This window comes from Bradyrhizobium sp. USDA3516 (genome assembly GCF_057651995.1).
This window is the reverse complement of record NZ_JBYGYN010000010.1, coordinates 91,903-118,331: the sequence shown is the minus strand read 5'-3', so window position 1 is coordinate 118,331 and position 26,429 is coordinate 91,903. Positions and strand designations below refer to the sequence as shown.

The window sequence follows — 26,429 nt, the reverse complement described above, 5'->3', positions numbered from 1 at the left end:
AGAACTTGCGCAAGCGGCGCTCCCTGAGAAATCGGCGGAAGTAACGCGCATTCCCGGCTGCAACAATTTTCCAGCGCGTAAGCTGCACTATTGATCGCAAGGATGCGGCACCAACGAGCTCGGCTGTCAGGCGTTCGAAACCATGATCAACCGATTCAGTCGAGCGGCTGCAGCGCCCCGATCAAGTGATTCTTGTCCGAGCGCCACGCCTTCCTCTAGGTTCGAGGCCCGCCCGGCCACCACCAGTGCGGCCGCCGCATTCAGAAGGGCGGCATCACGGAAACGACCTGGCACGCCATCGAGCACGTTTTGTATCGCAAACGCATGAGCCTCGACATCACTGCACTCCAGCGCATCGGCGCGGTAGCGGGGGAGCCCGGCTTCTTCCGGCGTGACTTCGAACGTGCGGACTGTACCCGCCTCAACCGCAGCAACAAAGCTTGTGTCGGTGAGGGATAATTCATCGAGCCCGTCCGAGCCATGAACCACCCATACCGCATCGGCGCCAAGGTTCTTCAAGACTTGCGCCAGAGGCTGGACCCATTCGGGAGTGGACACTCCAAGGATATGCCGCTTGACCCCGGCTGGATTCGATAGAGCCTCGATTAGATTGAACATCGTGTGGGTTCCAAGTACGCCCCGGATCTGCCTGATGCGCTGCATCGGCGGGAAGTCGGGTGACGCAAACACGAAGCCAATGTCGGCTTCGCGCACACAACGTGCAATTGACTCTGGCTTGAGATCGACCTTTACGCCGAGGTGCGCCAACACGGCTGCCGTGCTGGAGCGCAAAGATGCAGCGCGGTTAACATTCTTGGCGACGGGAACGCCGACGCCGGCGACGATGAACGAAACGCACGTCGATACGTTCAGCGAACACATAACGGTATCGCTCGTACCAGCGATATCGATGGGATCACATCGCGTCTCGACCTTTGGCACTATATTTCGCATTGCGGATGCGGCGCCGGTGATTTCCTCGACCGTCTCGCCGCGGACCCTCATCCCAATCAACAAGCCCCCGATTTGCGAGGGAGTTGCGTCGCCGGACATCATGCTGTCGAAGGCTGACGCGGCCTCCTCGCGGGTCAGAGTGGCGCCGGTGGCAACTTTACCGATGATCGATTTAAGCGGTTCCATCGAACTTTACACGTTCCTTCCAAACTAGGGTCCGTCCGTTCAGCCAGCCCTCTTCACAACGCGTGCGCTGCTGCGGCTGCCGGTCTCTCGCTCTGCCGCACGATTCCTTGAGGCGGGACGTCGGATGAACGTGGGGTCTGTGGCCACGCTACAACCTGACGCTACGTGAGGGTCAAGCTCTCTCCACTTCGATGCGGCTCTCGAGTGGACATCGGCGGCTAGTCAGACCACTGAGTTGCTTGATGCGAGGATAATAGCTCTGTCTCGCGCCCGCTTTCTGTCGATGTTCCGGCCGGATCACAAGGCGCCGATTTCCGGTGCCGCCGTGGCGGAACCGCAGAGCGGCTTCCGCACGTGCTATGAATATATTGATGCCAATTGCAGACTGAGCTTAGTTAGCTCTACGAAATGACTCCACACCACTATAATGAACCTGCGCATGACTGCCTCCAGGAAGCGATCGACGCGTCCGTTGACCGGCGCCGCATCAAGTGGTGAGCCGTTCGGCGAACCCACGTGTACGTGTTGTACGTCAAGCTGGGACGACTTCTGGAGAGGAGTCGGAGGGACAGGTCGCAGCATCTTCACTTCGACCCGCCGCTCTTATTGCCGATATCCCGCCCGGAGATCACGTAGCGACATTGCTGACTGAGACGGTCTTGCTTGGACCTGAGGCAGGCAGTAATAGCGGTACGATCTGGTATGTGACTGCTACAAAGTCGGAATACGTCTCCCATGCAGGCCTCTTTCTCGTCTGCGGTCGGTGTTCGATCACTCGCCTTGACCGGCGCAAGCATTACAGTTGCCATTGCTACGCCTAGAGCGATATCGCGGTAGTAGAGTCTGAGGTGCGGAGCCAACTGAATTCGTTGTTTTTGCATCATGACATTCCTTCTGTTCGGCGGAGCTAGTTATTGTTCTTTCTGCCCGGAACGCATCACGTGCAAAACGGGAAACAGGCGGATCTGCTTAGCTGTCTGCAAGCTCGTTGCTCTACTGTTGCCGTTCTCACCGTAGGGGACTCGCCACGATGCCGCTCGAACCGCCCCCTGGCCAGCTCTGCCGAAGCATAGAGATCAGAAAGAGCGGATGTGCTTTGTCGTTGTTGATGATGCGCTCGGCCTTGCAAGAGCGACCATGATGACCGGCTGACACAATGTTTGGTGTCATCGCGCTTCTGTTCCACTTTGTTTGAAGAGGTTGGGCGGGGTTATCTGTGAGTTAGGCTGCGTCTTGCGTCGGGTCAGGGGAGGCTGCGGTGCTCGGACCATGGCCGCGCAGACGTCGTAACCCGCGATTCGTTCAGCAGAAGCAGGAATAGAATTCGAGAAATCGGAGGCAGGCTCGCGCCTGGATGACGTGAGGCTCTCTGTTCGGTCGTTCCGGGCGATTGTAAATACTTGAAGCATTCCAATGATCGTGAACTGTCACGCGACTGATTGTCAGAGCTGATCCCCACTTGTCCAGAACCCTACAATCTAACGCTGCGTGCGATTCAAGTCTTTCGGTGGGAGCAATGGTCTGAAGCCGTCGGTTGCTGTGCATTCTTCGTATGAGCATCGACTGCAATGCGAATTCGGCCGTTTCTGAATGGTTGCTTTGGACTGGGGGCTGACTGCTTCGGCAGCCGGTGCCACGAGCGTCGCTCCTACGTGATGATACGGAGGGTCGCTGTCGCAATTCGTTGATCTACGGATTGCATGCTCTCGGCATGAATCCGAAAAGTAAACTGTACCAGCCCGATCACTGGCGAGGCCGCGCGGAAGCAACGCGAAAGAAAGCGGAAGCGCTCATCGACGGAAAAGCCAAAGACAGGCTGCTTAAAATCGCATTGGAGTACGACAAGTTAGCGCGGCGTGCCCACTTCTGGCAGATGCGCAAGAATGAGGACGATACGTGGCCTGAGCAAGAGCTGTAACGTCGCTACCGTCATCTCTAGCCGACCCAATGGCTAGATATCGATCAGAAAGAAAGTTAACTGCCGCCTGTACGGAGCATTGAGTGAGCCAGAAGGCAAGGCGCCTGACCGTCCTATGCCACACCCGTGAGTGCCCAGCCGGCCGCTTGGCCAACCTTCCTCCAGGTCGCCTGGTTTCGTCAGCTTCTCGAAAGCTAACCGTCACATAAGGTGGATACGGGCACTAGTCCTCCCTTGCAGTCGATCCGTCGCGCCTCACTTGGAAGACCGGATGCCACTCGCCGCGGACGCGTTGAGCTGTTAAAGGTCAATTTCGCGTTTCCTCACGCTGCAGCGGCACATCAGTGTGCCAAATTCCAGACATCTGGGTAACTCGAAATGCCGTTTGCGTCCGCCGGAGCAGCGCACTCAATGTCCAGGTAGCAGCGGAAGCGCCCTGGCACCAGTTTGTTCGCAGCGGTGGCAGCCCAGGATCGCGATTGGCGCCATAAGTCCATCGGGGCGTGGGCCATGCGCGAGAGTGTTTCAGAAGAACGCCGCGATGACTAAGTAGATCCCGGCCCAAAGCAGCGCATTTATGAGGAGTGCGGCCAGAAGCCACAAGTTCCACCTTTTCTTGGGTCGCCGGGAGGGACGATCGGCGCCGACATGCATGATCGCTCGGTGCTTTGTTGCGCGCCAATGTGTCGTTTCATTAGGCTGAGCGCCGGTCAACAGAAAAATGCCAAGCTTTGCATGCCTCCCATCACTCATAAGTTAGCAATCCTCTTTTCATTGGGCATCAGAACCGATGTTCGTTGCGGCGGCCGTCCGGCCGATTCATTGCTCGTGCATTTTCGCTACAGCGAGGTCGCGTTCTGTCAGCACAGCAAGCGACATGCCACGAGGTAGAACTGTCTGCAGCGCTTTTGATGCGGTGGATTGGTGACACGGAGCCATTGCGCGACGTCGGAGTCGCGACATTCATGTCGCAAGCAACACCCGACTTAGCGGTAAAAGGTGAGCGATTCGCGAGCGCCATGCCGTGGACAACGCGTTAGGGACTGCATCTTAGTGGCGCAGGGAAAGCGGCGACATTCGCAGTTGCAGCGATGAGATCGACTAACCATTGTTCCTGACCGTTAGCTTACGACCAAGATCGCAGGCGATCCACCGAAGGGTTCAGTTCAAAGAAAGTGCTGCCTGCGTCCGCGGCTATGTGCGTGCAGATTTGGACGCCATAGAACTGAACATTCTTCACATAAATGGCGCATTGGGACTGTTCAGCCTTGGCGAGGAGGCCGTCGAGTGATGAGTCGTCGCCAACACGGGAGCGTGCCATGAGGAAGACCAATTCATTGAAGACGAGGTGACGCGTCAAGATTCGCCGACGCGAAGATAGTGGTACCGCTCATGCTCAGGCAACCGGCGGTCCTAGGGCGCAATACGTCTTAGAGCAATAATCAGAGGAGAGTGAGTGATGATACACATCTACGGCTTTGGCGGATGGCGCGCTGTAGAGTGGTTTAGGAGCGCTGGGTCGAGGACCGAGCAGGTTAACTTGTCACGAGACAACGTCATCTACCTAGACGTCAGGGCTATCCGAAAGGCAAAGGAGCGGGCGTGCGAGCGCAGATGATAGACAAGCTGGAGGCCGGCCGCGTGCAACACGGCCGGTTCGCTACCGCTCCAGGGTCAGGCCCTCGCGGTCTGTTCCTTGTGCAGGGGCCTTGTGGGTGTGAACTCAAGATAAGTGCATTTGTCCGTCCTGGCTGGGAGCACGTCGCTGTTTCGACCCCGCGGCGCTGTCCGAACTGGGACGAGATGTGCTTTGTGAAAGACCTGTTCTGGGATCAAGAAGAGTGCGTCATGCAACTGCATCCGCCGCATTCGAGGTACGTGAATAACAGCCGATATTGCCTCCACTTGTGGAGGCCCACCTATCGAGACATTCCGATGCCGTCCCCAAGCTTCGTAGGTGTCGTCGGATTAAGTCCCTCAGATGCGGCAACGTTGTTCGCGCGAATGAGCGCGACAGCATGACAGCCTGAGCTGACAGAAGTCGAGCAGAAGGTGAGGTCGAGCAGGTGCACAAGCACCGGCTCGGCTTCCCGAAATGACGTGTCACATGCGGGTGTATGTCGGGTTCGCTCGGCTGTTGCAGTGTTCAGGCGGGCTTAACCTGAAATGCCGCCGTCAAACACGAGCGGCTAACGGCACACTGAGTCGCCGAGAGAAATGTCTACGCCAGTTATTGTAGAGTGAACAAGATCGTAACTTATGTTCAAACCGTGTTTCGGATCTGTGCTGAAGGTAAATCAGCGGCAACAACAGCATCTCACTCGCCGATGGCCGATCCCTGGGACGCGAATTGCGCACTGTTGGAGGCGAAGTTGTGCCGACCGAGCGGCGCAACACGATAAGATCGACCACCAAACCGACGGTCGCGCAGTCCAGCGTCGCCATCATCCTGACTGCATCTGCAATTCCAAGCTCGCCCTCCGTAAGTGTGCAAGAGTAACGAGCCGTTCGGCCACTGCCTCACACCTGCAGCCCCGCTCGTGAGTGGCACTGTCGTTCAACCAATTGGCCGTCGCGGCGGTAGCTTCCCCAGGCTTGTTGGTGGTCAGCTCTTCGTCAGTTTGCTGCGATATCATCCGCAGAAAGATGTAAGCAGCGCGATCTCCCTGGGGACGCGTGCGCCGAAGAAGCAGGTGAACCAGCATGTATAATCGACTCGATGGCCAATACACACGCGCTGATCAAGTTGACGGATCGATCAGGGCCGCAGACAGTAGCGAATTTGCGCAAACACTCACTCAAGTCGCGCGACGAGAGAGCCTGCCGTCCGGCGAATTGATCGACAGGATGGGGCTCTGCTTCAGCAAGCCACATACCTCAGATTCAATCGTTTATAGTCCAAGCAACTCGCGCCACAGCTCCTCTCTGTCCTCCAGCTCGGAGTTATCCTCTGCCGATAGCCCTGTCCGCGCTCTATTCGATTACAGGACTGCTGAATTGCCCGAAGCCAATGTCAACGGAATCTGTGTTGGATTGGTAGCGGAGTGGCTCCTTAACCTCCCAAGCAGCCCGTCATCCCGAATGAGGGCTCTGCTCCCAGACACTGAAAAGCACCGCTCAGCGGCAAGTCGGCAAGAACAGTACGAAGAGCTCAAGGCTCAATTGAAAAACGATGGCGCGGAAGGGTCTCGCAACCTCCAGGCAAAAAGCACAACGTTACGCGACGCTGGCTTAGAGCCGTCTGCTGAAGAGACGCAGTATAGGTTTGATACATCTTCGGGCATTGACCAGATCGTGAAGGAGCTCACCAAGGATGCGTCCATGTACTTGGTCAGCTTGCGTTTCGCCGCAGGTGGCGCCCACATGATTGCGACAGTGACGTCGAATGGAACGACGACCCTCTTTGATCCTAACTATGGGGAATTTTCTGTTTCGTCAGATGAGGTCGGAGAATTATTCAAGAGTCTTGCGGAGCGCTACAGGAGCCCCCCGAACAAAATGCACATATCGACTGTCGTCACACAAAGGGTGACGTGAGGACTTCCTAGGTTGCGACGGACCTTACCCGATGCCCCCGCACGGAACCTCATCGGTCGGTGCCGGACGGCCGCGTCGCCTAGATGATGCACTCGACGCGGTTCTTCGGGTGTTGGATCGGTGCTCTCGACGGAAGCTCTCTGGAAGTAGTGCAGAGACGGGAGAGTGTTCAGGCGATATAGATCGTCAGATCACTCAGGTTCGTGAGCCCGCGCCCTCGCCGCCTCAAGGCCTACGCCAGCGCTTGCACTCGAGCAGGATCGATAGCCGTCAGGCTAACTTGCTCGTGTGGGTTCCGATGCCCGCCCCCCAATCGCGCTCAGGGCTAAGGTCGGTGACTAGGCATCCACAGAGCCGGCACAAGCTGTAGTTCGACTGCTTCGGAATCCTCGCCAGCCCCTTCTGTACTGATTCGCCAACCAAAAAGCTGCAGCTGACGACAACTGCATGCAGTCGCACCGGCGCCGAAAACCGAGTCCTCACTCGCCACGAGCTCCGCAACAATCCGCGCCTTTGTCATCGTCGCTGCACTTCCCCTAACGTCCGGGCTTTGGTGAAAACCTCAGCCATGATCTAGCTCAGTGACAACACTATGCACTGCGTCCTTCCAAGCCTGACGGTCGAAAGTTTCCGCCGAGCTGGACTACAAAGCGTTTGAGAAGTTACTTGCCGAATAATGCGAGGTGAGATCCTTCTCCTCGACGGAGCTAGCGCATGCGGGCATTGAGCTTGATCTGGAAGACGGCCGCCCGGTAGTGTGGATCTGATCCCAGTCTCACGTCGGAAGCAGCCTGGGCGCGACTCGGCGCTGGTCGGACTGGATGTATCAGATGTTCTCTCTGCCACGCCCGCACCACTGGTTGAAGTTAGCAGAAACGTGACTCGGCGCCAAATCCCCACGCATACTCGGGGCAAGCGCTGTCCCTACCACGTGCTGCTAACTTCAACATCGATGTAGACGGGCGAGCTTTCCGAAACCTGACGAACCCGACGCCATACATCAAGCGAAAGCGGCCTGTGCGGGGGAGGCCCTCCCGTCTTGAACCCCGTCACCGGCCTAGCGGAAGTTTGACTTAAAAGCATTGTTGAGTACAGCCGCAGGCTCCTCCTTTAAGAGGTCGTGAAAACTCGGATATGCCATGTGCCAGCGAAAGGTGGCAGCAGGACGCTTAAACCACACGACGCCTATCGATGTTTGCAGCGCGCGGGGAACCGAGGCGGCCCAGCCCTCTCGAGCGCCAGCCCCGATCGGGGAGTGATATCGGGGGCTCTTGAACGGGAAAGCCTTCCGCTGCCGCGGCGTGCCGCCAGGAATAAGGTTAGGCCTTCATAGCAGCGCGTGCCGCATGTAGACGTGGCAGTTTTCACGGGCGTTTCCGCTTGCGGAAGTTGCGCCCCCGCGCGGAACCACCGCGTGGAAGGTCGTCGGACATGCGGGAGACGTCAGACATACTGCGCCAATTTAAGGTAGTCGTCTGAGAGGACAGGTGAGCGAATAGAGCAAACCGCGTCGTGAAGAAAGGTGGCGAGTGTCCGATTAGCCCGACGGCGAGTTAGGACAGATTGTCGTGCCGGCAAAGCATCGCCTTCACTACTTCCGGCCGCAGCACCATCTGTCCAAATAGCTGCTCAATGTAACTGTTCTCGATCATGCGCAGTTTACCAAGCCGACGATGGCTTGCGTAAGAGGCCGCGACCTGGATAGTGCGCTCAAGGGCTCCAAGACCCTAGCAGCCACACCGATGCGGCCGCGGTTCATTACCAGATGCCGCCGCACCCCAGCCGTCTTGAGCGCGAGAGAGCACGTAAGACGGGGCATCTCGACGTCCTGGACCTCCAGGGTTATTCTGAATGATGCCAAGTAGGCCGAGCGTACGATGCTCGTGCGTACATTTAGGCCTGGAGCCTGTCTGTCAACGAGTACACCAACCAGCCGACCTTTCGCATCGGGTCCTGACGCGCGCGCAAAGCAAACGATCCAGCGAGCCCAGTCAGCAAGGCCGATCCAGATTTTGCGGCCAGAGATACGCACTTTTCTTCGTGCAGGAAAGCCGCAGCCTTTATATGTCTCGGGGCAGAACCAGCTCCAGGCTCCGTCAAAAGCGAAAGCGCAGAGAGCGCCGCTTGTTGCACCCCGAATGATATGGGCTTGTGCGGGTATGTGCCGTGCCGCTTCGATGCAGGGCAAAGCTAGGAAGTTACGAATAACGACGGTCGACGCAGCGGAGACATCGAATGATGCGGTGGCGGAGATGAGGTTGATGGCCTCTTGCAAAGAAAGAGCTAATCTGCCGTGCTCTCCTGGTGCGGTGAGCCCGAACAGTCCATGCCTTGCCAAGATGCTGTGGAGGGTCGGAGGGAAGGCTCGGCGGTCATCCGCGTCTGCGAAATTCAGCTGACTGAGCTCAGCGATGAAACTGGAATCGTGCAGTTGCATGCCCTTCAGCTAAGCGTTCCTGCGTCTCCCCGAATTGAGCGTAAACTTGGGTGTACATGGCCATAAGACCACAAAGATCCTGACCGCGTTTCGTGCCAGTTCATCCGAGAGGCTACCTTGGCCAGACATTGGTATAGTGTGGATGCAGGCGCAGTATAGGCACACTGCCGAGGGCCGGAGTGTCTTGCGGCCGCCCCGCCGGCGAGTTCTTTTGCAAAGCACCCACCGTTCCCATCAGATACCCTAGAGATCGGACGCGAAGCAAGCCTTCCGACTTTAGTTTTCGATCGTACTAAAGCATGCCCTGCCCCGAGCTCCGCAGCAGGGGAGTTGAGGGGAGGCCCGTCCGCGAGGACCAAATGAGGCGTAGAATAACCATCGCACTTTCCGCAAAATACCTTGTCATTTTTGAGAATGTTTTCCGGGTTCAAACGAGCCCTTAGGTCACAAGATGTAAGTGCGAAACGTCACGGAGGCATTTCGTCGCTTCCAGCTACGCGACAGGAAAAAGAAAGTGGGCAAGGAGGTCGAAAGCGGGCAGGCGGCGCCGGGTCTAGCGCACCCCCAAGGGTTCGAATATTTGGATGAGCAGAGGCAGCTTCGTCAGTCAAAATAGCCGGGCTCCATGGTCGTAACGGACGCGGTACTGTCGTCGCGAACCACATGAAATTTGAGTCGGGGTCCTGCCGCTGCGCACATTGGATAGGATGGACCGGACCTTCGGGGGCTGGCAACCGGCGACCGGCCGCTCCATGCAAAAAACCCTGACATTATTGCCAGGGTTTCGCATGTCATCGAGAACTTGAGAAGGTGGATCAGAAGTCCATGCCGCCCATGCCGCCGCCCGGAGGCATCGCGGGGCCAGCGCCGCCCTTCTTGGTCAGCTCGGCAACCATCGCTTCCGTTGTGATCAGCAGCCCGGCCACCGAGGAGGCGTTCTGGACCGCGATGCGCACGACCTTGGCCGGGTCAATGATGCCTTTGGAGAGGAGGTTGCTGTACTCGCCTGTCTGCGCATCGAAGCCAAAAGAGTACTGCTCGTTATCGAGCACCTTGCCGACCACGATCGAACCGTCTTCGCCGGCATTAATCGCGATCTGGCGGGCCGGCCAGGACAGTGCTTTGCGCACGATCTCGACGCCGGTCTTCTGGTCGTCGTTCTTGGTGCGCAGGCCCTTGAGCTGCTCGGAGGCACGGAGCAGGGCGACGCCGCCGCCCGGAACGATGCCTTCTTCCACGGCCGCGCGGGTCGCATGCATCGCGTCATCAACGCGATCCTTGCGCTCCTTCACCTCGACCTCGGTCGCGCCGCCGACGCGGATTACCGCGACGCCGCCCGCGAGCTTGGCGAGACGCTCCTGGAGCTTCTCACGGTCGTAGTCCGAGGTGGTCTCCTCGATCTGCGCCTTGATCTGGGCCACGCGCGCCTCGATGTCGGCCTTCTTGCCGGCGCCGTTGACGATCGTGGTGTTCTCCTTGTCGATCATCACCTTCTTGGCGCGACCGAGCATGTTGAGTGTGACGTTCTCGAGCTTGATGCCGAGGTCTTCCGAGATCGCCTGGCCGCCGGTCAGGATCGCGATGTCCTGCAGCATGGCCTTGCGGCGATCGCCGAAGCCCGGAGCCTTCACGGCGGCGACCTTCAGACCACCGCGCAGACGGTTCACGACGAGCGTGGCCAAGGCCTCGCCTTCGACGTCCTCGGCGACGATGACCAGCGGCTTGCCGGTCTGCACCACGGCCTCGAGCAGCGGCAGCAGCTCGTTCAGCGAGGAGAGCTTCTTCTCGTTGATGAGGATGTAGGCGTCGTCCATCTCAACGCGCATCTTGTCGGCGTTGGTGACGAAGTAGGGCGAGATGTAGCCGCGGTCGAACTGCATGCCCTCGACCACGTCGAGCTCGGTCTCGAGCGACTTGGCTTCCTCGACGGTGATGACGCCCTCGTTGCCGACCTTCTTCATGGCGTCGGCGAGGAACTTGCCGATCTCGGCATCGCCGTTGGCCGAGATGGTGCCGACCTGGGCGATCTCGTCGTTCGAGGTGACCTTCTTCGAGTTCTTCTCGAGGTCGGCCACGACGGCTTCCACCGCGAGGTCGATACCGCGCTTGAGGTCCATCGGGTTCATGCCGGCGGCGACCGACTTGGCGCCTTCACGCACGATTGCGGCGGCGAGGACGGTCGCGGTGGTGGTGCCGTCGCCGGCAGCATCCGCAGCTTTCGAAGCCACTTCGCGCACCATCTGGGCGCCCATGTTCTCGAACTTGTCGTCGAGTTCGATGTCCTTGGCAACGGCAACGCCGTCCTTGGTAATACGTGGCGCGCCGAACGACTTGTCGAGCACGACGTTGCGGCCCTTTGGACCAAGCGTAACCTGTACGGCGTTGGCGAGAATGTCGACGCCGCGCAGCATACGATCTCTCGCATCTACTCCGAACTTCACGTCTTTGACTGACATAGAGAATTCCCTCAGTTCCGTTTCTTCATCCCTCAGCGACCCGGTGGGCTCTCCTCAGGAGGTGAGCTGTGCGAGCCCAGGATTAGGCGACTTTCTTCTTGGAGAACACATCGGTGAGAACGCCCATAATGTCGCTCTCCTTCATGATCAACAGGTCTTGCCCATCGATCTTGACCTCGGTGCCGGACCATTTGCCAAACAGCACCCGCTCACCGACTTCGATGTCGATCGGAATTAGCTTGCCGGCCTCATCGCGGCCGCCCGGCCCAACTGCAATGACTTCGCCCTGGGAGGGCTTTTCTTTGGCAGTGTCGGGAATGATGATGCCGCCAGCGGTCTTCTCTTCTGCGTCGATGCGCTTGACCACGACGCGGTCGTGAAGCGGACGGAAAGTCATAGAGGTCTCCTGAGCGTTTGAACAGTTGAAGTTAGGCACAATGTGACAAGTAGACTGTAGCAAGAGTCAGGCCAGAAATGCGCTGAGCGATCTATCCTTCTAGTTCTGCAAAAGCATTGCCCGGCAGCGTGTGTGTTTGTCCGGAAGCAAACGCGCTGAGGTGCACAGCCCGCCCGGCTGTTGTGAAAATGACATTGCGCTTCTTCGAAACGCCGCAGAGAGACCCGGGACACTTCAACGTTGCTCAGCCGGCGGTTGCACTTATCGAGAGGCCTCGGGTTTCGACGACGTCGGGATTTCACATGATGTACCTGACGGTACAATCTAGCAGTGTGGCCGGCGAAGCGTGCGGTCTACAAGCTTTATCGAAGAGCGGCTCGTCAAATCTACCGTACTCGTGCATGCGAATATGTATGCAACGATCTCGAAAAATCAGGTGCTGTTTCTTATAAGAGGTGGCGTGCTCCAAGGCAGGTCAGCATCGAATTGTATCGGAATGCCCGCGTCCAACCGTGGCAGGGCGCTCAAAGCCTACCGAATTGACTCTGGTCATTCATCCGCCGACAGAACTTGAAGAAAGTTGCACGCGCCACGAAAGCTTGATTACGCCGAGCGATGCGTGCGTGGGGGCTTTCGCCGACTTCGTTCCTCGCCCACGAGCGCGAGGGAAAGACCGCCGGGAGCTACTGGCAGCGAATCTGAGATGGCGGCCATCAGTCGGCAGAGCACATTCTGCGCAATTGGCATCCATATCTGACAGGTGACGCCCAAACGAAGGCGTTCTTTCGGCAACTCGAAAGAGCTAAGACGACGATCTGGCTCACTGAGGCCGCACTTTCCGACGATAGGTTCGAGATTTGCATCGCGAGGGATAGCCTCTCCGGTTGATCTCGATGGCATCCAAACAGCTGTCGTGGATCAAGAGCACTGGCGGATAAATGAATCTTATACCTTGATATACGTTGTGCAGCGGCTTCCGGCGTGTGATGGCGGCTTCGAAAGCGAAATTCACCAGATCTCCGCGCACCATGGAAAAGCAGCTGTGTCATCCGTAGAAGTACATCAGCACATCGTCTCACTTCTTCAGAAGCCGAATCCAGTCATCCTGGATATCGGCTGCAATGACGGGACTGATACGCAAAAGTTCCTAGAACTGTGCCCGCAACCCCAGCTCTACTGCTTTGAGCCGGACCCCCGAGCGATCGCGCGCTTCAAGAAAAAGCTCGGCCCATCCCTCAATAGGGTGAAGCTGTTTGAAATCGCCATCAGTGATCGAAACGGAATGATCGACTTCCATCCAAGCAATGCAGATGGCGACGCGATAGATTGGGACCTATCGGGTTCAATACGCCGTCCAAAGAACCATCTTACCGAGTACGATTGGGTCCGGTTTGATCACCCTGTCTCGGTTGCGACACGGCGGCTGGACGACTGGTGCAGCGAAGCCAAGCTGGACGGAGTCGATTTTATCTGGATGGACGTTCAGGGAGCTGAGGCCGACGTTATCGCCGGCGGTATGCGGACCTTGAGCAACACGCGCTTCATCTACACCGAATACAGTGACCGCGAGCTCTATGAAGGGCAGTTGTCCCTGCAAGCCATTCTTAACTTGTTGCCATCATTTGAAGTGGCGGCTCACTATCCGCGCGCAGTGGAAGGTGATGTATTGCTCAAAAATACGCGTGCCTAGCGGCTACTCATATCGAGCGTCTCATTCATGGCCTAGCCAGCGGCCTCTACGCTGGCCGCAGCTGCACAACGTTGATCATCAAGGCGAGCGGTTATCGCGAGCCGGACAGGCAGTGCGGCTGCGGTTGCCGTTGGGCCGGCGTGCACGTTGGCCGGTCCATCGGGAGCGGCCACCGCCATCGCAGTCCTCGGGTCCACGCGGTCCTGAGGGAGGCAGGGCCGTGGGGCTACCGTGGCAATCGAACGGCTGATGTAGCAGCACGGCGCTCGCGCGCCCTTTTGCGCCGCTACGTCGGTTCGGCTCCACCGACACTCGCCAGCATCTAACGCCGATCACGCCGAACTGATCGCACGGCTTCATCGGGGCAGCCAAAACCAGTCCGGCTTGCCGATATCACTCCATCCAAACGGCATAGGGCTGGCTGTATCTGCGGCGCCATGGATCTCTTCAGTCGCAAGATAGCCGGCCGGGCGAAGCGCGCCCTCATGCGAGCCGAAGCGTCTCTTCTGCTCCGTCAGTGCCGAGTCACCAGCAGCGGGCAAGAGCGGATTGATCGAATTTCCAATCGAGGGTGTAAAGTACGCTTTAGATTAGGGTCGCACGGCCGTTGCCAGTGCTGGCGTGCCGCATCGATGAGCCGCAAGGGTGAGTGCTAGGATAGTGCGCCGTGGAGAGCTTCTTCCGCACCGTGCGCCCCAAGCGGCAAGTAGGCAACCGGTGCGAGAGCCGAGCCCGCTTGCGCGGTGGTTTGGAGAGTTCGTGAGTTGAGCCGCGAGCCGTTGCGCTGAAGTTCAGGTGTATTCTGCGCGGCCACGTCAATGATCGGGGCAGGGGCCAAGAGATTATAAGGGCTCGTATGTTTGGACAACGAACGGGTAGTCCAGGATATGGAGCGGGCTCAAAGGGGGGAAGCCCAGCGGTGTCTTTGTTCACATTGAAACAAGGGGCCATGTCCTCAGCGGCAGACCACATCATCACGCAAGTGTGGTAATCCGTTGGCGTGGCGTGTGGCTTGCCCGTGCGTGCCCCGCTTTATGGAAAGCCCGGCTGTATTGCACTTCCCAGCAGGGCGCGGCCAGCGCTCTGGAGCGTTCCCTCGTTTAAAGCTGCGTGCTGGGCAACCACGAAGCTGTCGCACATGGCCCGAGGTAGATTGCTGTTGCTATAGAGCGCCTCAGTTCCAGCAAGACCGCTCGCAATCCTGCAGACCTCAGCCCCCTGCCGCGCGGCGTTCGTCGCGGCGAGCCGCATTAGCGTCGTGGTGCCAAGATTTACCTCACCCTTGAGCGCTTCCTTCCACAGCTCTTCCGTGGCTTCGTAAAAGAAGGAACGAGCGGAACGTAGCATGGCTTCGGCTTTGGCGATTTCAAGCTGGACATAGCCGCGCTCAGCCATCACGGGCGCTCCAGTGATCGAGGCACGGGTTTCGGCCATGGCGATTACGTCGTCTATTGCGGAGCGCGCAATCCCGATGCCGACAATCGCATGCGCCTGCGCGGCGAAGGCGACGGCCGGATAACGATAGATCGGCCCATCAAGTGTCGGCGGACCGCCGCGGATCAAGGTCCATTCCTCTGGCACAATGACGTCGCTGACCACGACATCGTGGCTTCCGGTGCCTTGCAGTCCGATGGCGTCCCAATTGGGCCGAATTGTCACCTTCTCGGCCGGCATCACCGCTACACGCGGGAGGTCACCGCTCGGATCGTCTTCCAATCTGATACCAACTCCTATCAAATCCGCCTCGGGTGAGCCGCTAGCGAATGGCCACACGCCGTTCACGATAAATCCATCGGCGCATCGCTTAGAGGGTTGGAGCGGGAAAAGCGCACCCGCCAACACCACGTCAGGTCCATTGGCGTACACTTTGCGAAGGGTGTCGTCCGGAAGAGCAGCGAGGTAGCGAGCTCCATCCCCGAAGCTGGCGACCCAACCGGCGGAGCCGTCGGCCTCGGAAATGCGCTCGATCAGCCGACAAAAATCGGCCGGCGTTCGCTCCTCACCGCCGAATCGCTTGGCAGCCATAGCCCGATAGACGCCGACGCGTCTGAAGCCGTCGACGATGTCTTTTGGAATCTTCTGCGCGCGGCTAAACTCGTTGCGACGCGCACGGATCTCGACGAGTAGCGGCGACAGATCAGCCCAGGTCGCAGCCGCGGCGTGGGTCCCGGAAGTTATCTCTTCTGGGGGAGCGTTCATAGATCATCCTCCGTATCTTGAGCGGATCATCGCCGCCCGTCATTCATATGGACTGCGCGTATGGCGAGGCCAGGTGATTTGGCACCCGCTGGACGGCATTCTCAAAGCTGTCGCAGTTGATATCGAATGCATGAGATTGCATAGGGTAGCTTCCCAAGTTAAGCGGCCGGAGGCCTGACCGAGATATAGCTATTGTTCTGGCATTGAGGCTGGCCGGCAAAGCAGCCGATACGCTGCGGCGGCACGATTCTCCCTTACCGCACTGGGTCTCTGGCGGTCGATCGGGGAATGCGGTGCATGTCTTCTCCACATGAACGTGTGGTCACACTTGGGACAGGCCGGGTCGAACCAAGTGTGAAATTCCTGAGTGTTGCTTGGGAGTGCGCCCAAGCCTGCGGCCTCCCAGCAATTGACGTGCCATGAAGCATGGCTGCCGGCTTTGTCTGAATCGCGCGAGATCACTTTGCCGTGCCATGCCAGCACAATGCTCGTGTCTCCGTGCTTGCTTTCAGGCACAAGATGTCACTAACTCAACAAGCCGCAAAGAAAACCACAGGGGCGGACCTCGACCGCCACCGACCGGGTTCAACGTTCCTGCTTAAGCTTAAGTCCTGCTCCGGTCTCCTGACGCTACCATCAGCCAAAATTCGCTGCTCGTGCGAGTGCTGGTGAGCGCTTGCTTAGAAGCGGATCTCCAGACCACAGGTGTTCAAGAAACGCACGGCGGCTCCAGACGCCGAAATTGCACGATCAACTCTGGTTCGAGGTGACTGCAAGAGTGCACCGCTCATGCAAGCGAAGACGAAGCTTTTTGGACGGGTTTCGGAGGCGTTCCGGGTTTGCCAGCAACAGAGGAGCCTGTCCACGTTCTGTCGTACCGAACGCAAGCAATTCGTGCACATTCCTGGCTGGCCGACCCTCTTGCGGCCGCTGGCGCCTTCTTCTTCGGCGATCTACCAATGCTTCCGATCTTGGCAGAGCTTGCCAAATTCGTGCGACAACTATGCGCGCACCACGAGCGTTGCGACAGACCAGGCACCACACGATCTGAAGCTGGTGCTCTGTTCCCACTCAGCGACTCCGTGCAAGAGCCTGATTTCGGAAGCGGTTGCCAGCTGATTTCCGGCCTATAGATGCGATGCGCGCCATTGAAACATGGCTGGCGCACCGACGTCACCTGTGCAGATAGAACTCGAAACATTCGCTAAGTCTCGCCGCGGCTTAACACCGGCGTCCGTGTACAGGCGACGCCACTTTGTAAGCTTCGAGTGTCTTCTCGTGTCGAGCTCGTCATGGAGGACGGCGAACGAGACGATCTAACGTATGATTGATGCGAGGCTGGCTTTCCGACGGTCGCGGTCTCCCAAATGGCTGATGCAGGACCGTGGATGCCTTGCCCGCTCAGAGCTGAGAAGCTCTCGGGATCGTCGCGTGCTCTGGAGTGCAGAGCTTGCAATTCTTCGCGTTGCGATCTGCTGCCTGAACCACCTCCATTGGGTTGGCGGCTCAACCAGGAGGCATAAATGCTGCCGGACGCGCTATGTGGGTTTCTGGATGGTGGCCACGCGTTGCCAACATGAGTGCGTATAACAACAGAAGAATTAAGAGACCGCGCATATCTAAGGAGTCCTGAAGCGATGACAATTGTGGAGCGGATAGTATCCGGCGTCTTCGTTGTAGACGGTGGACTAACAAAACTGCTCGGAACAGATGCGCTGTATCAGGCGGCAGACGATTTGCCGGAGTGTGAAGGTACTGACATCAGCTCACAATATCGACCTTGCCGGTGCCGATCCGGTACACGCCCCCGACGACTTTCAGTCGGTTCTGCTCGACTGCGGCGTTCAGAATCGGGCCCGTCGATTTGAATTTGTTGACGTTATCGATCACATTTTGTCGGGTTGCTTGGGCGAACGCGTCGCCGCCTTGGTCGCCAGTTGCTTTCACTGCAGGAGAAAGTGCAGCGACCAGGGATGAAATGTGCCCCGGCGGCCGCTTATCTTCATGGAGCGACTTGATCGTGGCGTCTATCGCACCGCAATGATCGTGGCCAAGTACGAGGATCAACGGCGTGTTGAGTATGGCAACCGCGTATTCCATACTGGCGAGCGTATCATCGTTAGCGAAGTTGCCGGCGACGCGGCAGACAAACAGATCACCTAGTCCGCTGTCGAAGACAAGTTCGGGGACCACACGGGAGTCGGCGCAGCTCAGAACCGCCGCATATGGATTTTGTCCCTCAACCAAGACCGGCCGCTCGCGCCTGAAATCGTCGATTCGTGGTGCGCCCTGGACATAACGATCGTTCCCGTTCAGCAGCCGATTCAGGGCAGCATCTGGCGAGAGTACGTTGTTTGGCTTGGGCGGGCCTTTTGCTTCCTTCGCGTCGACAATCTTATTGCCGAACCGCAGGAAAACCGTCGAAGCAGCAAACAGCAACAGTGACCGCCGCGAACGCGCGTGCTTGGTTAAATGGTATATGTCTTGAGAATGGGCTGCTTGCATGTGTCGCCTCATGGCACGGCCTTACGCCACCCAGTGGCTTCGGCTTCCGCTTCGCTGCAGAGCCAGCGTTGGCCGCGCTTCTTCGTCATGTCGATTTGTTCGTAACCGGGTTGCCCTGGCAGGTAATAAATGCGCTCGCCTCTGCTCTCGACTGTGCCTTTTATCGGGCACTCGGGGGACGGCGGTTCCAATAACAAGACGGATCCAAGCAGGACTTCCTGAGCGTCGACCGGAACCGACGTCGCGCCCACGATAATCGTGCTCCTATTGCGGCGACGCCAGTCCCAGGGCGCGATGAACGCGCCGGACCACAGCCCCGCATGGGCTGTGCTGGCCACCAACTCATAAACAACGTAGGTATGGTGAGATGCAAAGGCCGATAGCGCCAAGCCCGAGCGTACCATCCAGGCGTTTATATCCTCGCCTTCGATGAAGCAGCTGCCGAGGGCTCGCCGATACTCATCGACTCTTCCGGTATGACAATCCCACGTTCGCCCATTCGAATGCTTGATGAGCTCGTCGCGAACAACTACGCCGCAGGCCCATTTTTGGCCCTGGCCGTCGAGGCAAATCTGATCGGTCTCAGGAGCTTCGATGCCTGAGAGCCGAACGGTGGTTTTCTCGATTTGGATCGTATTTCCGTCGAGGATGCGCGGAGCACCGCTGAGTGTCGCGGCGGAAACCGGAGATGTGATGAGAGCGATCAATGCGAACATAATTCCGCGGTGCTTCATCCCGACATTAGCCTTTCGCTCCTGATCCATGTTACGCACGATACGGTCCAGAGCGCTTGACCGCAGCTGTCCATTCCGCCGGCCTCGATGTGTGCGTTATGAGAGCTTGGCGTGAGTGCGAACTTACGACCTGACGCTGCGTAAGGATCAAGAGAATTCTTGCCGTTTGCGGCGGTATCCTTCGAGCGTCGGCGGTTCTCTCACCGCGAGAGTGCTGTACCCTCTGGACGTGAGGAGGAGATCCTCGTCGCGTGGCGCCGAACTCGGGATGCTGAACACCCGAGCTTGGAACGCTGTGCTCGCTCCTTGCAAAATAATGAGGATTATGAAGCGTCGGTGCGTGCGGTGGAGTCAGGCTTGGAGGAGCTACCTTGCCATGGTTGGTGACGACTTCCATCGGCAAACTGGGCGGTTCCGATGAGGGCGATGAATTCGCCCCAAAGTCTTGTCACGAAAAAGATGTCCAAAAAGGATCTGGTCTGGCTCGCTCTGACCGGTTTAGACAAAGACGCGATGGAGTTCAGACTCAACGCTCGCCGCGTAAATGAAGCGTTCTTGTTCGAGCAAACCGCGCAAGTCCGTGCCTTGTTACACCAGACGAGCTGATCTTTGATACCAATCGCATTATGGCATTTGGCTCCTCCGCGCGGCACCATAGTCGTTAGTGCTACTGCCCAGACGTGTGTACAAGAATTGAACTGTTTATGGCTCAGGCGGCGCTACGGGCCGCCGCTCTTGGGTAGTGACGGTTCCCCGCGATCTCAAGTGGCTTACCCGACGCTGGCATCAGCGTCCGTTTTCTCCAGGAATTGGAAACGCTGCGATATTGAGCCGCGGGCTTTGCCTGCCTACGTGTTCGGACAGTCGCGAGTGCCTCCTGATGCAATTCAGTGTGAGGTTTCGGTCCACAATACGCGTTTGCCCATCGCGTACTCGGGGCGAATGGCTCTGGTGCGGTTTAGCCGACTCAAGCTACACATCATCCTGAAGCACCTCACTACATAATGGGAATGACATGGTTGCAGTCGTTCGGGAAGTACCGGTCTCATCTTACGCGCTTGAAGTAGATGGCCAACTCAGAGCCGAATTCGCAACCAAAGACGGTGCCACGGCAGGTGGAGCAGAATTAAAGAAGCGGTTTCCCATGCTTAAAATCCGGGTCTATGACGTGCAGACGAATGAGTGCGAGGAAATTTAGGACCGAGTCAATCTGGACGCTCGACGTTGTTTGCGTACAGCTGCGGAGCGTCCTGCCCTGCGCACTCGGAGATGGGCAGGCGCTCAGCGGGTATGCCGGGGGGTGCTACCAGTGTAACTTCCTCGCCCGTTTCGTCTCAGCATCGGTCCCTAGTGCCGGCTCAAAGTCGCTAGGCTCACGCTCCTGCGTGTGCCGCGCAATAACACGATGCGCGGCGCGCACCCGAATCGGCTTGGCCGGAGGCATCTCAAGCGCTCTCGTGAAGAATGCATGAGAGCTGGTTCCCCCGCCGTTGGTGTACTCGAACAGGGTGGAGTGCAGGCGGGCAAACCACATCTCGCAAACTAGTACGCGCCACTGAGCTCGACACCTGGCGGAAAAAAGCAATCGTGCTGCTCGACCTTCCGTACGACGGGCCGAACTGCTGCGAGAAAGGCAGGCGGACTGTTGCGGAGCCGTTAAACAACGCAGCTGCAGAGCGCGTGTCTCTTGCAGTTAGTACGAGGCATTCGACCGTGCGGCAGCTGCGGTGCGGTGTTGCTCTGCGAGACCGTCTGCTAAGGCCTTCGCTCTCCTGAGTCTTCCTCTTCCTTTGGCTCGGTCCGTTGGAACCAGGAGCCCGGAGGAAATTTCGCGATGCGCTTGGCAAAAGAGGATTGTGGCTCCCAATCTTGGCCTTCGCTCTTCTCGAAAGTGATGACCCCGTTGTGTGTAAAATAACGTGGTCCTTGGATATCGCAATTCACCAAGAGCAGAATGCGCCATAGATCGCCTTTCTCGTTCGGCTTGTCATTCTGCTTGGGTAAGTAGTCTACCCCAACAGGTTCAATGATAGTGCATCGGCCTTGCCGCAGAAGGACGCCGAGCGGGCCTTGCGGCGTAGTCACAAAGTTGAAGTTACTTGGATCATGCAGAAAGCTAAGGTTTGCGTCCCTTTCACCATCTGCGACTTCTTTGGCGATCAACGAGAGCGCTAGGGCACGCCAGCCCAATTCCATCGGCTTCGCATAGGTTGACGCAAGCTCAATCGTACCGTCGAGCGCGACTTTCCAGGTGATCGCGTACTGTTCGTCTGATTTGTTGTCTCGGTGCCTGGTCCACGAAACGAAAACATGGTCGCTTTCGCCAAGTTCGACGACCCCCCACATCTGAGGGACGAACTGTGCCACTTTCGAGACATTGGAGATGATTTGTTCTATTGTCTCACCATCTTGCGCTCGCCACGTTGACTTGAGTCTGTCGACAAGTGGGTTGTCGCTGGCGCGAATAGTGTTGCTCATGGCAGCCGGCCAGGCTAGGCAGATTAGAAGTCCGCCCACGGCAAGCCATAGCGCGGGTCTTCCCGACATTCTCTTCATAGCCCTTGGCCTATCGCGTTTCATCCGTACATCTTCCAAAACGGGCAACCTTGAACCTACTATGAGCGAGCGCAAGAAGTTTACGGAGACGCGACGGGGCACCCGCGGCTGTCCCGCGCAGGCAGGCGCTCCCCTCTATGTCACGCGCCGCTAACTTCTCTAGCCAGCGACAGCGTCAATTGGCTGTGCTGGACGTCCCCAGCAGAAAAGACTGGGTATGTCGAGGGGCTTGCATTCTTCGTGCCAGGCAGCAGGCGGAGATTTGCACGGGTTTTATGTCCCTCTTGTCGACTTTCCGACCTGCGCACGTTTCGATGTTTTCATTCAGTGTATCGGCCGTAGTTTGTGCATCCTTGTCCCGCACAGGATAGTGTGCGGAAGAGGTGAACGCCTCTATGCCAGGTGCCTGATGAGAATCGGGAATGGGTTTGCCGTCATTGAACAGTGTGGTTCGCTATAGTTGCCGTCGGCGTTCGGCCTACATGATGACTGGCATACGAAGCCGACTTAATCGACGAACTTTGAAGTCTGGCTGGCACGAAAATTCAACCGTGCTCGCCGCGTATGTTGCTAGATTGCGCCGCCTGCCTTGACGTGTTCAATAGGGATCTTCTAGTCGAGAGAATAGCTGCCAGCGGATGTGCTGGGCGAACCGCTGGAAATCGGAAGCCGCCTCGAATGCATTCTGCTCGACACGGCGGTAATCGCCGCCGCGCGGGCTGCGTTTGTCCCTTTCATTGATGGGGTTGGCGGCTCGCCTCAAGGCAGCTCCGAGTCTCACTCCAACATCAAGGACATCTCTGATTGCGTCAGCTCTGTTTAGAGAATCATAGAGATGCACGGTCATTCGCCTAGTAGATGTCCAAGATTAGCGTGGCACATAATCTGAGAGGTTGACGGAAGAATCCTCCTGCCGATAATTCAAGTCGTCGAGGTTCTCCGAATCCCACTTGATCCGGAGCTAAGAGGGAAGCCGGTCCAAATGCCGGCGCTGCCCCCGCAACTGTGAGCGGCGAGCTACTGTCCAACGATGTCACTGAAGCCGGGAGGGCTTTGGGAAGGCCGGACAGCAGCGATGACCAGCGAGCCAGGAGACCTGCCCCGACGAAAGATTGGTCCACGGGCGGGGTGTCTCGGTGGTGCGCCAAGCAGCCGTCGCGCGCGCGCGACTTCTTCTGCCTGCGTCCGCCATGGCCTCTGTCCCCAACAGGGGTTAACACTATGTCTCTTCTCTCTCTTCCGGTTGCTACGCTCGGTACGCCACGCATCGGTCCAAGGCGTGAGCTCAAATTTGCTCTTGAAAGCTACTGGGCCGGAAAGATCAGCGAACAGCAATTGCTCGAGGACGCATCCGGCCTGCGCGCAGCGAACTGGGCCCGTCAGAAGTCTCTCGGCGTGACGATCATTCCGTCGAATGACTTCTCGCTGTATGATCAGGTGCTCGATACAAGTGTCATGGTTGGTGCTATCCCGGAGATCTACGCCTCGAAACGAGAATACGTTTCCCTCAAGACGTACTTCGCCATGGCTCGCGGATCACAATGCGACGACCAGGATGCGAGTTGCGGTCTGGGGCCGCGGGGGGCTGGCGCACCCGCGCAGGAAATGACTAAGTGGTTTGACACCAACTACCACTACATGGTTCCCGAGTTTTACAAGGGACAGGCGTTCAGACTTTGCTCTCGCAAACCCATTGAAGAGTATGAGGAGGCAAAGGCTCTTGGCTTTCAGACTCGCCCGGTCCTGATCGGGCCGATCACATTCCTAAAGCTCGGCAAGAGTGCCGATGGCGCGTTCCAGCCCCTATCCCTACTAGATGATTTGATACCGATCTATATTGAGGTTCTGCATGAATTGGCCGAACGAGGGGCAAGTTGGGTTCAGTTTGACGAGCCCTGCCTGGCCCTTGATCTGGACGAAGCGGTGCGAAAATCACTGCTACATGCTTATAACCGGTTCGCGAAAGAGGGACCGGCTATCAAGATCATGGTTGCCAGCTATTTCGGCGACCTAGGCGACAATTTGGATACCGCCTTGAGCCTCCCAGTCTCGGGTCTGCACGTTGACCTGGTTCGAGCGCCAGAGTTGTTGGATCAGATCATTGCTGTCGGTCGAAGAGATCTCGTCACGTCGCTCGGTGTCATCGACGGCCGGAATGTGTGGCGATCGAACCTGTCATCGCTCCGTCGGCGGTTGGCGCCCGCGATTGCGAAGCTCGGCAAGCACCGTGTACAGCTCGCTCCATCCTGCTCGCTGCTTCATGTGCCGGTCGATGTTGAACTCGAGACCGGGCTCACGTCCGACGTCAAGAGCTGGCTTGCTTTCTCTGTTCAGAAGATGCGTGAGCTTGCGATCCTGGCGCGAGCACTCGCTGGCGACCAAAATGTCGGGCTCGCTCTTGCCGATTCGGAATGCGCTGCGACTGCCCGCCGGACTTCGCCGAAGATCCATGATGCCAATGTCGCTGCCCGGATGAGCGCAATCGACCAGACGATGCGCCGGCGCGCAAGTCCGTTTGCACGTCGTTCCGAGATCCAAAGGGCACGCTTTGGACTACCAGCTTTTCCCACCACGACGATCGGATCGTTTCCTCAGACCACAGAGGTCAGAAATGCTCGGGCGGCGCATGCGCGAGGCGCGCTGAGCGACGAGCAATACGATAGGTTCATCAAGGAGGAGATAGCCCGCGCCGTACGTTGGCAGGAGGACATCGGTCTTGACGTCCTCGTGCACGGCGAATTTGAGCGCAACGACATGGTGCAGTACTTTGGCGAGCAACTCGCCGGCTTCCTATTTACCAGGAAGGGTTGGGTACAGTCTTATGGTTCGCGCTGCGTCCGGCCCCCGATCCTGTTTGGCGATGTAGTGCGGTCGAAGCCGATCACTGTGGACTGGTGGCGTTACGCGCAATCACTAACTAGCAAGCCAATGAAGGCGATGTTGACCGGACCGGTGACGATCCTGAACTGGTCGTTTGTTCGCGATGATATTCCTAGGAGCGAGGTCTGCCGTCAGCTTGCGCTTGCGATCCGCGACGAAGTGCGCGACCTCGAGAATGCCGGTGCGGGCATGATACAGATCGACGAAGCTGCACTTCGCGAAGGATTGCCCTTGCGCCGATCGGAGTGGAAGGCCTATCTCGATTGGGCCGGAGAGTGCTTCCGCATCTGCTCATCAGGCGTTACCGATCATACGCAAATCCATACACATATGTGCTACTCCGAGTTCAACGACATCATCGGTGCGATCGCTGCAATGGATGCGGATGTCATTTCGATCGAGACGTCGCGATCGAAAATGGAACTACTGGGCGCATTCAGCAAGTACGAATACCCAAATCAAATCGGACCTGGCGTGTACGACATCCACTCTCCACGCGTTCCCGAGGTGAGCGAAATGAAGGAGCTGATGGTGCTGGCTCGGACGCGTTTGCAAGAATCACAGCTCTGGGTCAATCCGGATTGCGGCTTAAAAACGCGCAAATGGGAGGAGGTGCGGCCTGCGATCACCAACATGGTCGCTGCCGCCCGCGAACTGCGCGCTGCATCGTCTCCGCAAAATCATTGATCCGGCGCTCGGTCTGTTCTCGACCAAGCTACTCGCTTGTGGTCAATACCGCGCTCCATAATCTAGCGGCAAGACTTGGGGCCAACAAAAAGTGCTTGGCCCCAGTTGATGGTTGGAACGGATGTGCACCCGGAGAAACGACGCTGACGGCTCGCGTTATTGGCCAAAACAGAATAGCCGACGGTTCACCAAGGCGAGAACATTGGCCGAGAATATGGACTCCTATCGATACGTTTATCGTAGCTCCTTATGCCGTGCTAAGCGATCGTTTGGTCTGACAGACAAAATCTACACCGTGGTGTCGCTCATAAGAAGAGTGGGAACGATTGCGACAACAATGAGAGGGGTGATGCCGGACCTCACCGCAAGGGGCTTCTCATCGGTCCGCTCGGATATGTTTCCCCGTCAGGCGCTCTCATTCGATCAACCCCACATAGTGTCCGACGAGAGGACGCCGAAGCCAGTTCCTGCTTCAACTCACACCAATCTTATGTGCAGGATCGCCGCCGCTATCCGAGCCAGATACGCCAATGCGTCGGCTGCACGGCGACGTGCTCTCCGGTATTCGCGTTGATCCATCCGGCGAACGCCCGGCGGCAGGGAAAGACCACCCGGTGAATTGAATTCCCCTCGATCACGGCAATCTCCAGATCCTGATCGAAGGGCGGCATGATTTCGAGCCGCTCCCAGATCAAATCGCCATTTGATCCTGAACAAGGTTCATCGCTGCGAGCTGACAAATTCAGACAACCTTGTGAACATTACGAACATCGCTTGGCGTCCGCGCGAGCAGGCTCCGCGCAAGGGGCGGCGCGCGGTCTTGATGGCGTGAGCCGCGGCAGAGGGCAGTCGGTGGCATCGTTGGTCCGGAACACTGTCCGCTCGCGAATATTTGGATTTTCCCCGGGAAACAAGGCCTGAGCTTCCGTCGAATGGATCTGGGGCAGCTCAAGGCCTCGGCTGTTGCTATTTGTAACTGTTCTGCACGAACTAAACTGGTCTGCAGCTCCAGCAATCTGGCCTGTGGCGGGGTAAATGGCCCGGTTTTCTGTCATGTCACGTCCCTTGTTGGTGACACAACTCCGTGTTCTGCGGCGTCATCCCGTGGAGTGCGGGCGACTTCAGCCGCGCTCTCGCGCGCGTAGCACGTGCTCCAGCGAGAGCGCGAAGACGCCGGATTCGGTTGACACCAATAGGAGGGACGTAGCGCTGCTCGGAGCCCATAATCGGGCCTGTCCGCAGGTCGATAAAGTAGACGCCATCGCAAGCGGCGCAACTTACCATGTGTAGGTC

14 protein-coding genes and 1 riboswitch are annotated in these 26,429 nt (G+C 57.9%); of the genes, 5 read left to right on the top strand and 9 right to left on the bottom strand.

Features of this window, described 5'->3' with window-relative positions:
* Positions 1–126 precede the first annotated feature (126 nt).
* Positions 127–1,140: an anthranilate phosphoribosyltransferase gene (gene trpD / locus AC24YW_RS28065; protein ID WP_487485755.1), complete on the bottom strand. Its 1,014-nt coding sequence runs from the start codon at positions 1,138–1,140 to the stop codon at positions 127–129.
* Between the two features lie 1,684 nt (positions 1,141–2,824).
* Between trpD and AC24YW_RS28060 the strand changes: the two genes are divergently transcribed.
* The 3 genes from AC24YW_RS28060 (at position 2,825) to AC24YW_RS28050 (ending at position 6,595) form a co-directional block, all read left to right on the top strand.
* On the top strand, positions 2,825–3,058 hold the full coding sequence (locus AC24YW_RS28060) for a hypothetical protein (protein WP_487485754.1): 234 nt from the start codon (positions 2,825–2,827) through the stop codon (positions 3,056–3,058).
* A 1,614-nt stretch (positions 3,059–4,672) separates the two neighbouring features.
* Positions 4,673–5,080 (top strand): DUF7694 domain-containing protein, encoded by a 408-nt coding sequence (locus AC24YW_RS28055; RefSeq protein ID WP_443110876.1) that lies wholly within the window; start codon positions 4,673–4,675, stop codon positions 5,078–5,080.
* Positions 5,081–5,761: 681 nt separating this feature from the next.
* The gene (locus tag AC24YW_RS28050) at positions 5,762–6,595 is read left to right on the top strand and encodes a YopT-type cysteine protease domain-containing protein (protein WP_487485753.1); all 834 of its coding nucleotides are present in this window, start codon (positions 5,762–5,764) and stop codon (positions 6,593–6,595) included.
* A 1,648-nt stretch (positions 6,596–8,243) separates the two neighbouring features.
* Here AC24YW_RS28050 and AC24YW_RS28045 read toward each other — a convergent pair.
* The 3 genes from AC24YW_RS28045 to AC24YW_RS28035 form a co-directional block, all read right to left on the bottom strand.
* Positions 8,244–9,032 (bottom strand): acyl-CoA dehydrogenase family protein, encoded by a 789-nt coding sequence (locus tag AC24YW_RS28045; protein WP_487485752.1) that lies wholly within the window; start codon positions 9,030–9,032, stop codon positions 8,244–8,246.
* 815 nt (positions 9,033–9,847) lie between these two features.
* A complete protein-coding gene (gene groL / locus AC24YW_RS28040) occupies positions 9,848–11,488 on the bottom strand; it encodes a chaperonin GroEL (protein ID WP_487485751.1) in 1,641 nt (546 codons plus the stop codon).
* Between the two features lie 82 nt (positions 11,489–11,570).
* A complete protein-coding gene (locus AC24YW_RS28035) occupies positions 11,571–11,885 on the bottom strand; it encodes a co-chaperone GroES (protein WP_074448393.1) in 315 nt (104 codons plus the stop codon).
* 1,042 nt (positions 11,886–12,927) lie between these two features.
* Here AC24YW_RS28035 and AC24YW_RS28030 point away from each other — a divergent pair.
* Complete coding sequence (locus tag AC24YW_RS28030; RefSeq protein WP_487485934.1) at positions 12,928–13,575, top strand: FkbM family methyltransferase; 648 nt, start codon at positions 12,928–12,930, stop codon at positions 13,573–13,575.
* 1,032 nt (positions 13,576–14,607) lie between these two features.
* Here the strand turns inward: AC24YW_RS28030 and AC24YW_RS28025 are convergent.
* From AC24YW_RS28025 to AC24YW_RS28010, 4 genes are all read right to left on the bottom strand, one after another.
* Entirely contained in the window at positions 14,608–15,774 is a 1,167-nt protein-coding gene (locus AC24YW_RS28025; RefSeq protein WP_487485750.1) for an acyl-CoA dehydrogenase family protein, read from the bottom strand.
* A 1,761-nt stretch (positions 15,775–17,535) separates the two neighbouring features.
* On the bottom strand, positions 17,536–18,279 hold the full coding sequence (locus tag AC24YW_RS28020) for a carbonic anhydrase (protein ID WP_487485749.1): 744 nt from the start codon (positions 18,277–18,279) through the stop codon (positions 17,536–17,538).
* An 8-nt stretch (positions 18,280–18,287) separates the two neighbouring features.
* Positions 18,288–19,043, bottom strand: a complete 756-nt coding sequence (locus AC24YW_RS28015) for a thermonuclease family protein (RefSeq protein WP_487485933.1) — start codon at positions 19,041–19,043, stop codon at positions 18,288–18,290.
* Positions 19,044–20,768: 1,725 nt separating this feature from the next.
* Complete coding sequence (locus AC24YW_RS28010; RefSeq protein WP_487485748.1) at positions 20,769–21,491, bottom strand: nodulate formation efficiency C protein; 723 nt, start codon at positions 21,489–21,491, stop codon at positions 20,769–20,771.
* Positions 21,492–22,484: 993 nt separating this feature from the next.
* Positions 22,485–22,687: riboswitch (cobalamin riboswitch) on the top strand.
* Between the two features lie 103 nt (positions 22,688–22,790).
* On the opposite strand from AC24YW_RS28010, the gene metE reads away from it, so the two are divergent.
* Entirely contained in the window at positions 22,791–25,136 is a 2,346-nt protein-coding gene (gene metE / locus AC24YW_RS28005) for a 5-methyltetrahydropteroyltriglutamate--homocysteine S-methyltransferase (protein WP_487485747.1), read from the top strand.
* Positions 25,137–25,645: 509 nt separating this feature from the next.
* On the opposite strand, the gene AC24YW_RS28000 is transcribed toward metE, so the two are convergent.
* Positions 25,646–25,807, bottom strand: coding sequence for a hypothetical protein (locus AC24YW_RS28000; RefSeq protein WP_487485746.1), 162 nt, complete (start codon positions 25,805–25,807; stop codon positions 25,646–25,648).
* Positions 25,808–26,429 lie beyond the last annotated feature (622 nt).

Excerpts from the sequence above, each read along its gene's own strand:
- AC24YW_RS28055 (WP_443110876.1), top strand. The coding sequence starts at position 4,673 with ATGATAGACAAGCTGGAGGCCGGCCGCGTGCAACACGGCCGGTTCGCT.
- AC24YW_RS28010 (WP_487485748.1), bottom strand. The coding sequence starts at position 21,491 with ATGAGCAACACTATTCGCGCCAGCGACAACCCACTTGTCGACAGACTC.
- AC24YW_RS28015 (WP_487485933.1), bottom strand. The coding sequence starts at position 19,043 with ATGGATCAGGAGCGAAAGGCTAATGTCGGGATGAAGCACCGCGGAATT.
- AC24YW_RS28035 (WP_074448393.1), bottom strand. The coding sequence starts at position 11,885 with ATGACTTTCCGTCCGCTTCACGACCGCGTCGTGGTCAAGCGCATCGAC.
- trpD (WP_487485755.1), bottom strand. The coding sequence starts at position 1,140 with ATGGAACCGCTTAAATCGATCATCGGTAAAGTTGCCACCGGCGCCACT.
- AC24YW_RS28025 (WP_487485750.1), bottom strand. The coding sequence starts at position 15,774 with ATGAACGCTCCCCCAGAAGAGATAACTTCCGGGACCCACGCCGCGGCT.
- AC24YW_RS28000 (WP_487485746.1), bottom strand. The coding sequence starts at position 25,807 with ATGCCGCCCTTCGATCAGGATCTGGAGATTGCCGTGATCGAGGGGAAT.
- AC24YW_RS28045 (WP_487485752.1), bottom strand. The coding sequence starts at position 9,032 with ATGCAACTGCACGATTCCAGTTTCATCGCTGAGCTCAGTCAGCTGAAT.
- metE (WP_487485747.1), top strand. The coding sequence starts at position 22,791 with ATGTCTCTTCTCTCTCTTCCGGTTGCTACGCTCGGTACGCCACGCATC.
- AC24YW_RS28020 (WP_487485749.1), bottom strand. The coding sequence starts at position 18,279 with ATGCAAGCAGCCCATTCTCAAGACATATACCATTTAACCAAGCACGCG.
- AC24YW_RS28050 (WP_487485753.1), top strand. The coding sequence starts at position 5,762 with ATGTATAATCGACTCGATGGCCAATACACACGCGCTGATCAAGTTGAC.
- groL (WP_487485751.1), bottom strand. The coding sequence starts at position 11,488 with ATGTCAGTCAAAGACGTGAAGTTCGGAGTAGATGCGAGAGATCGTATG.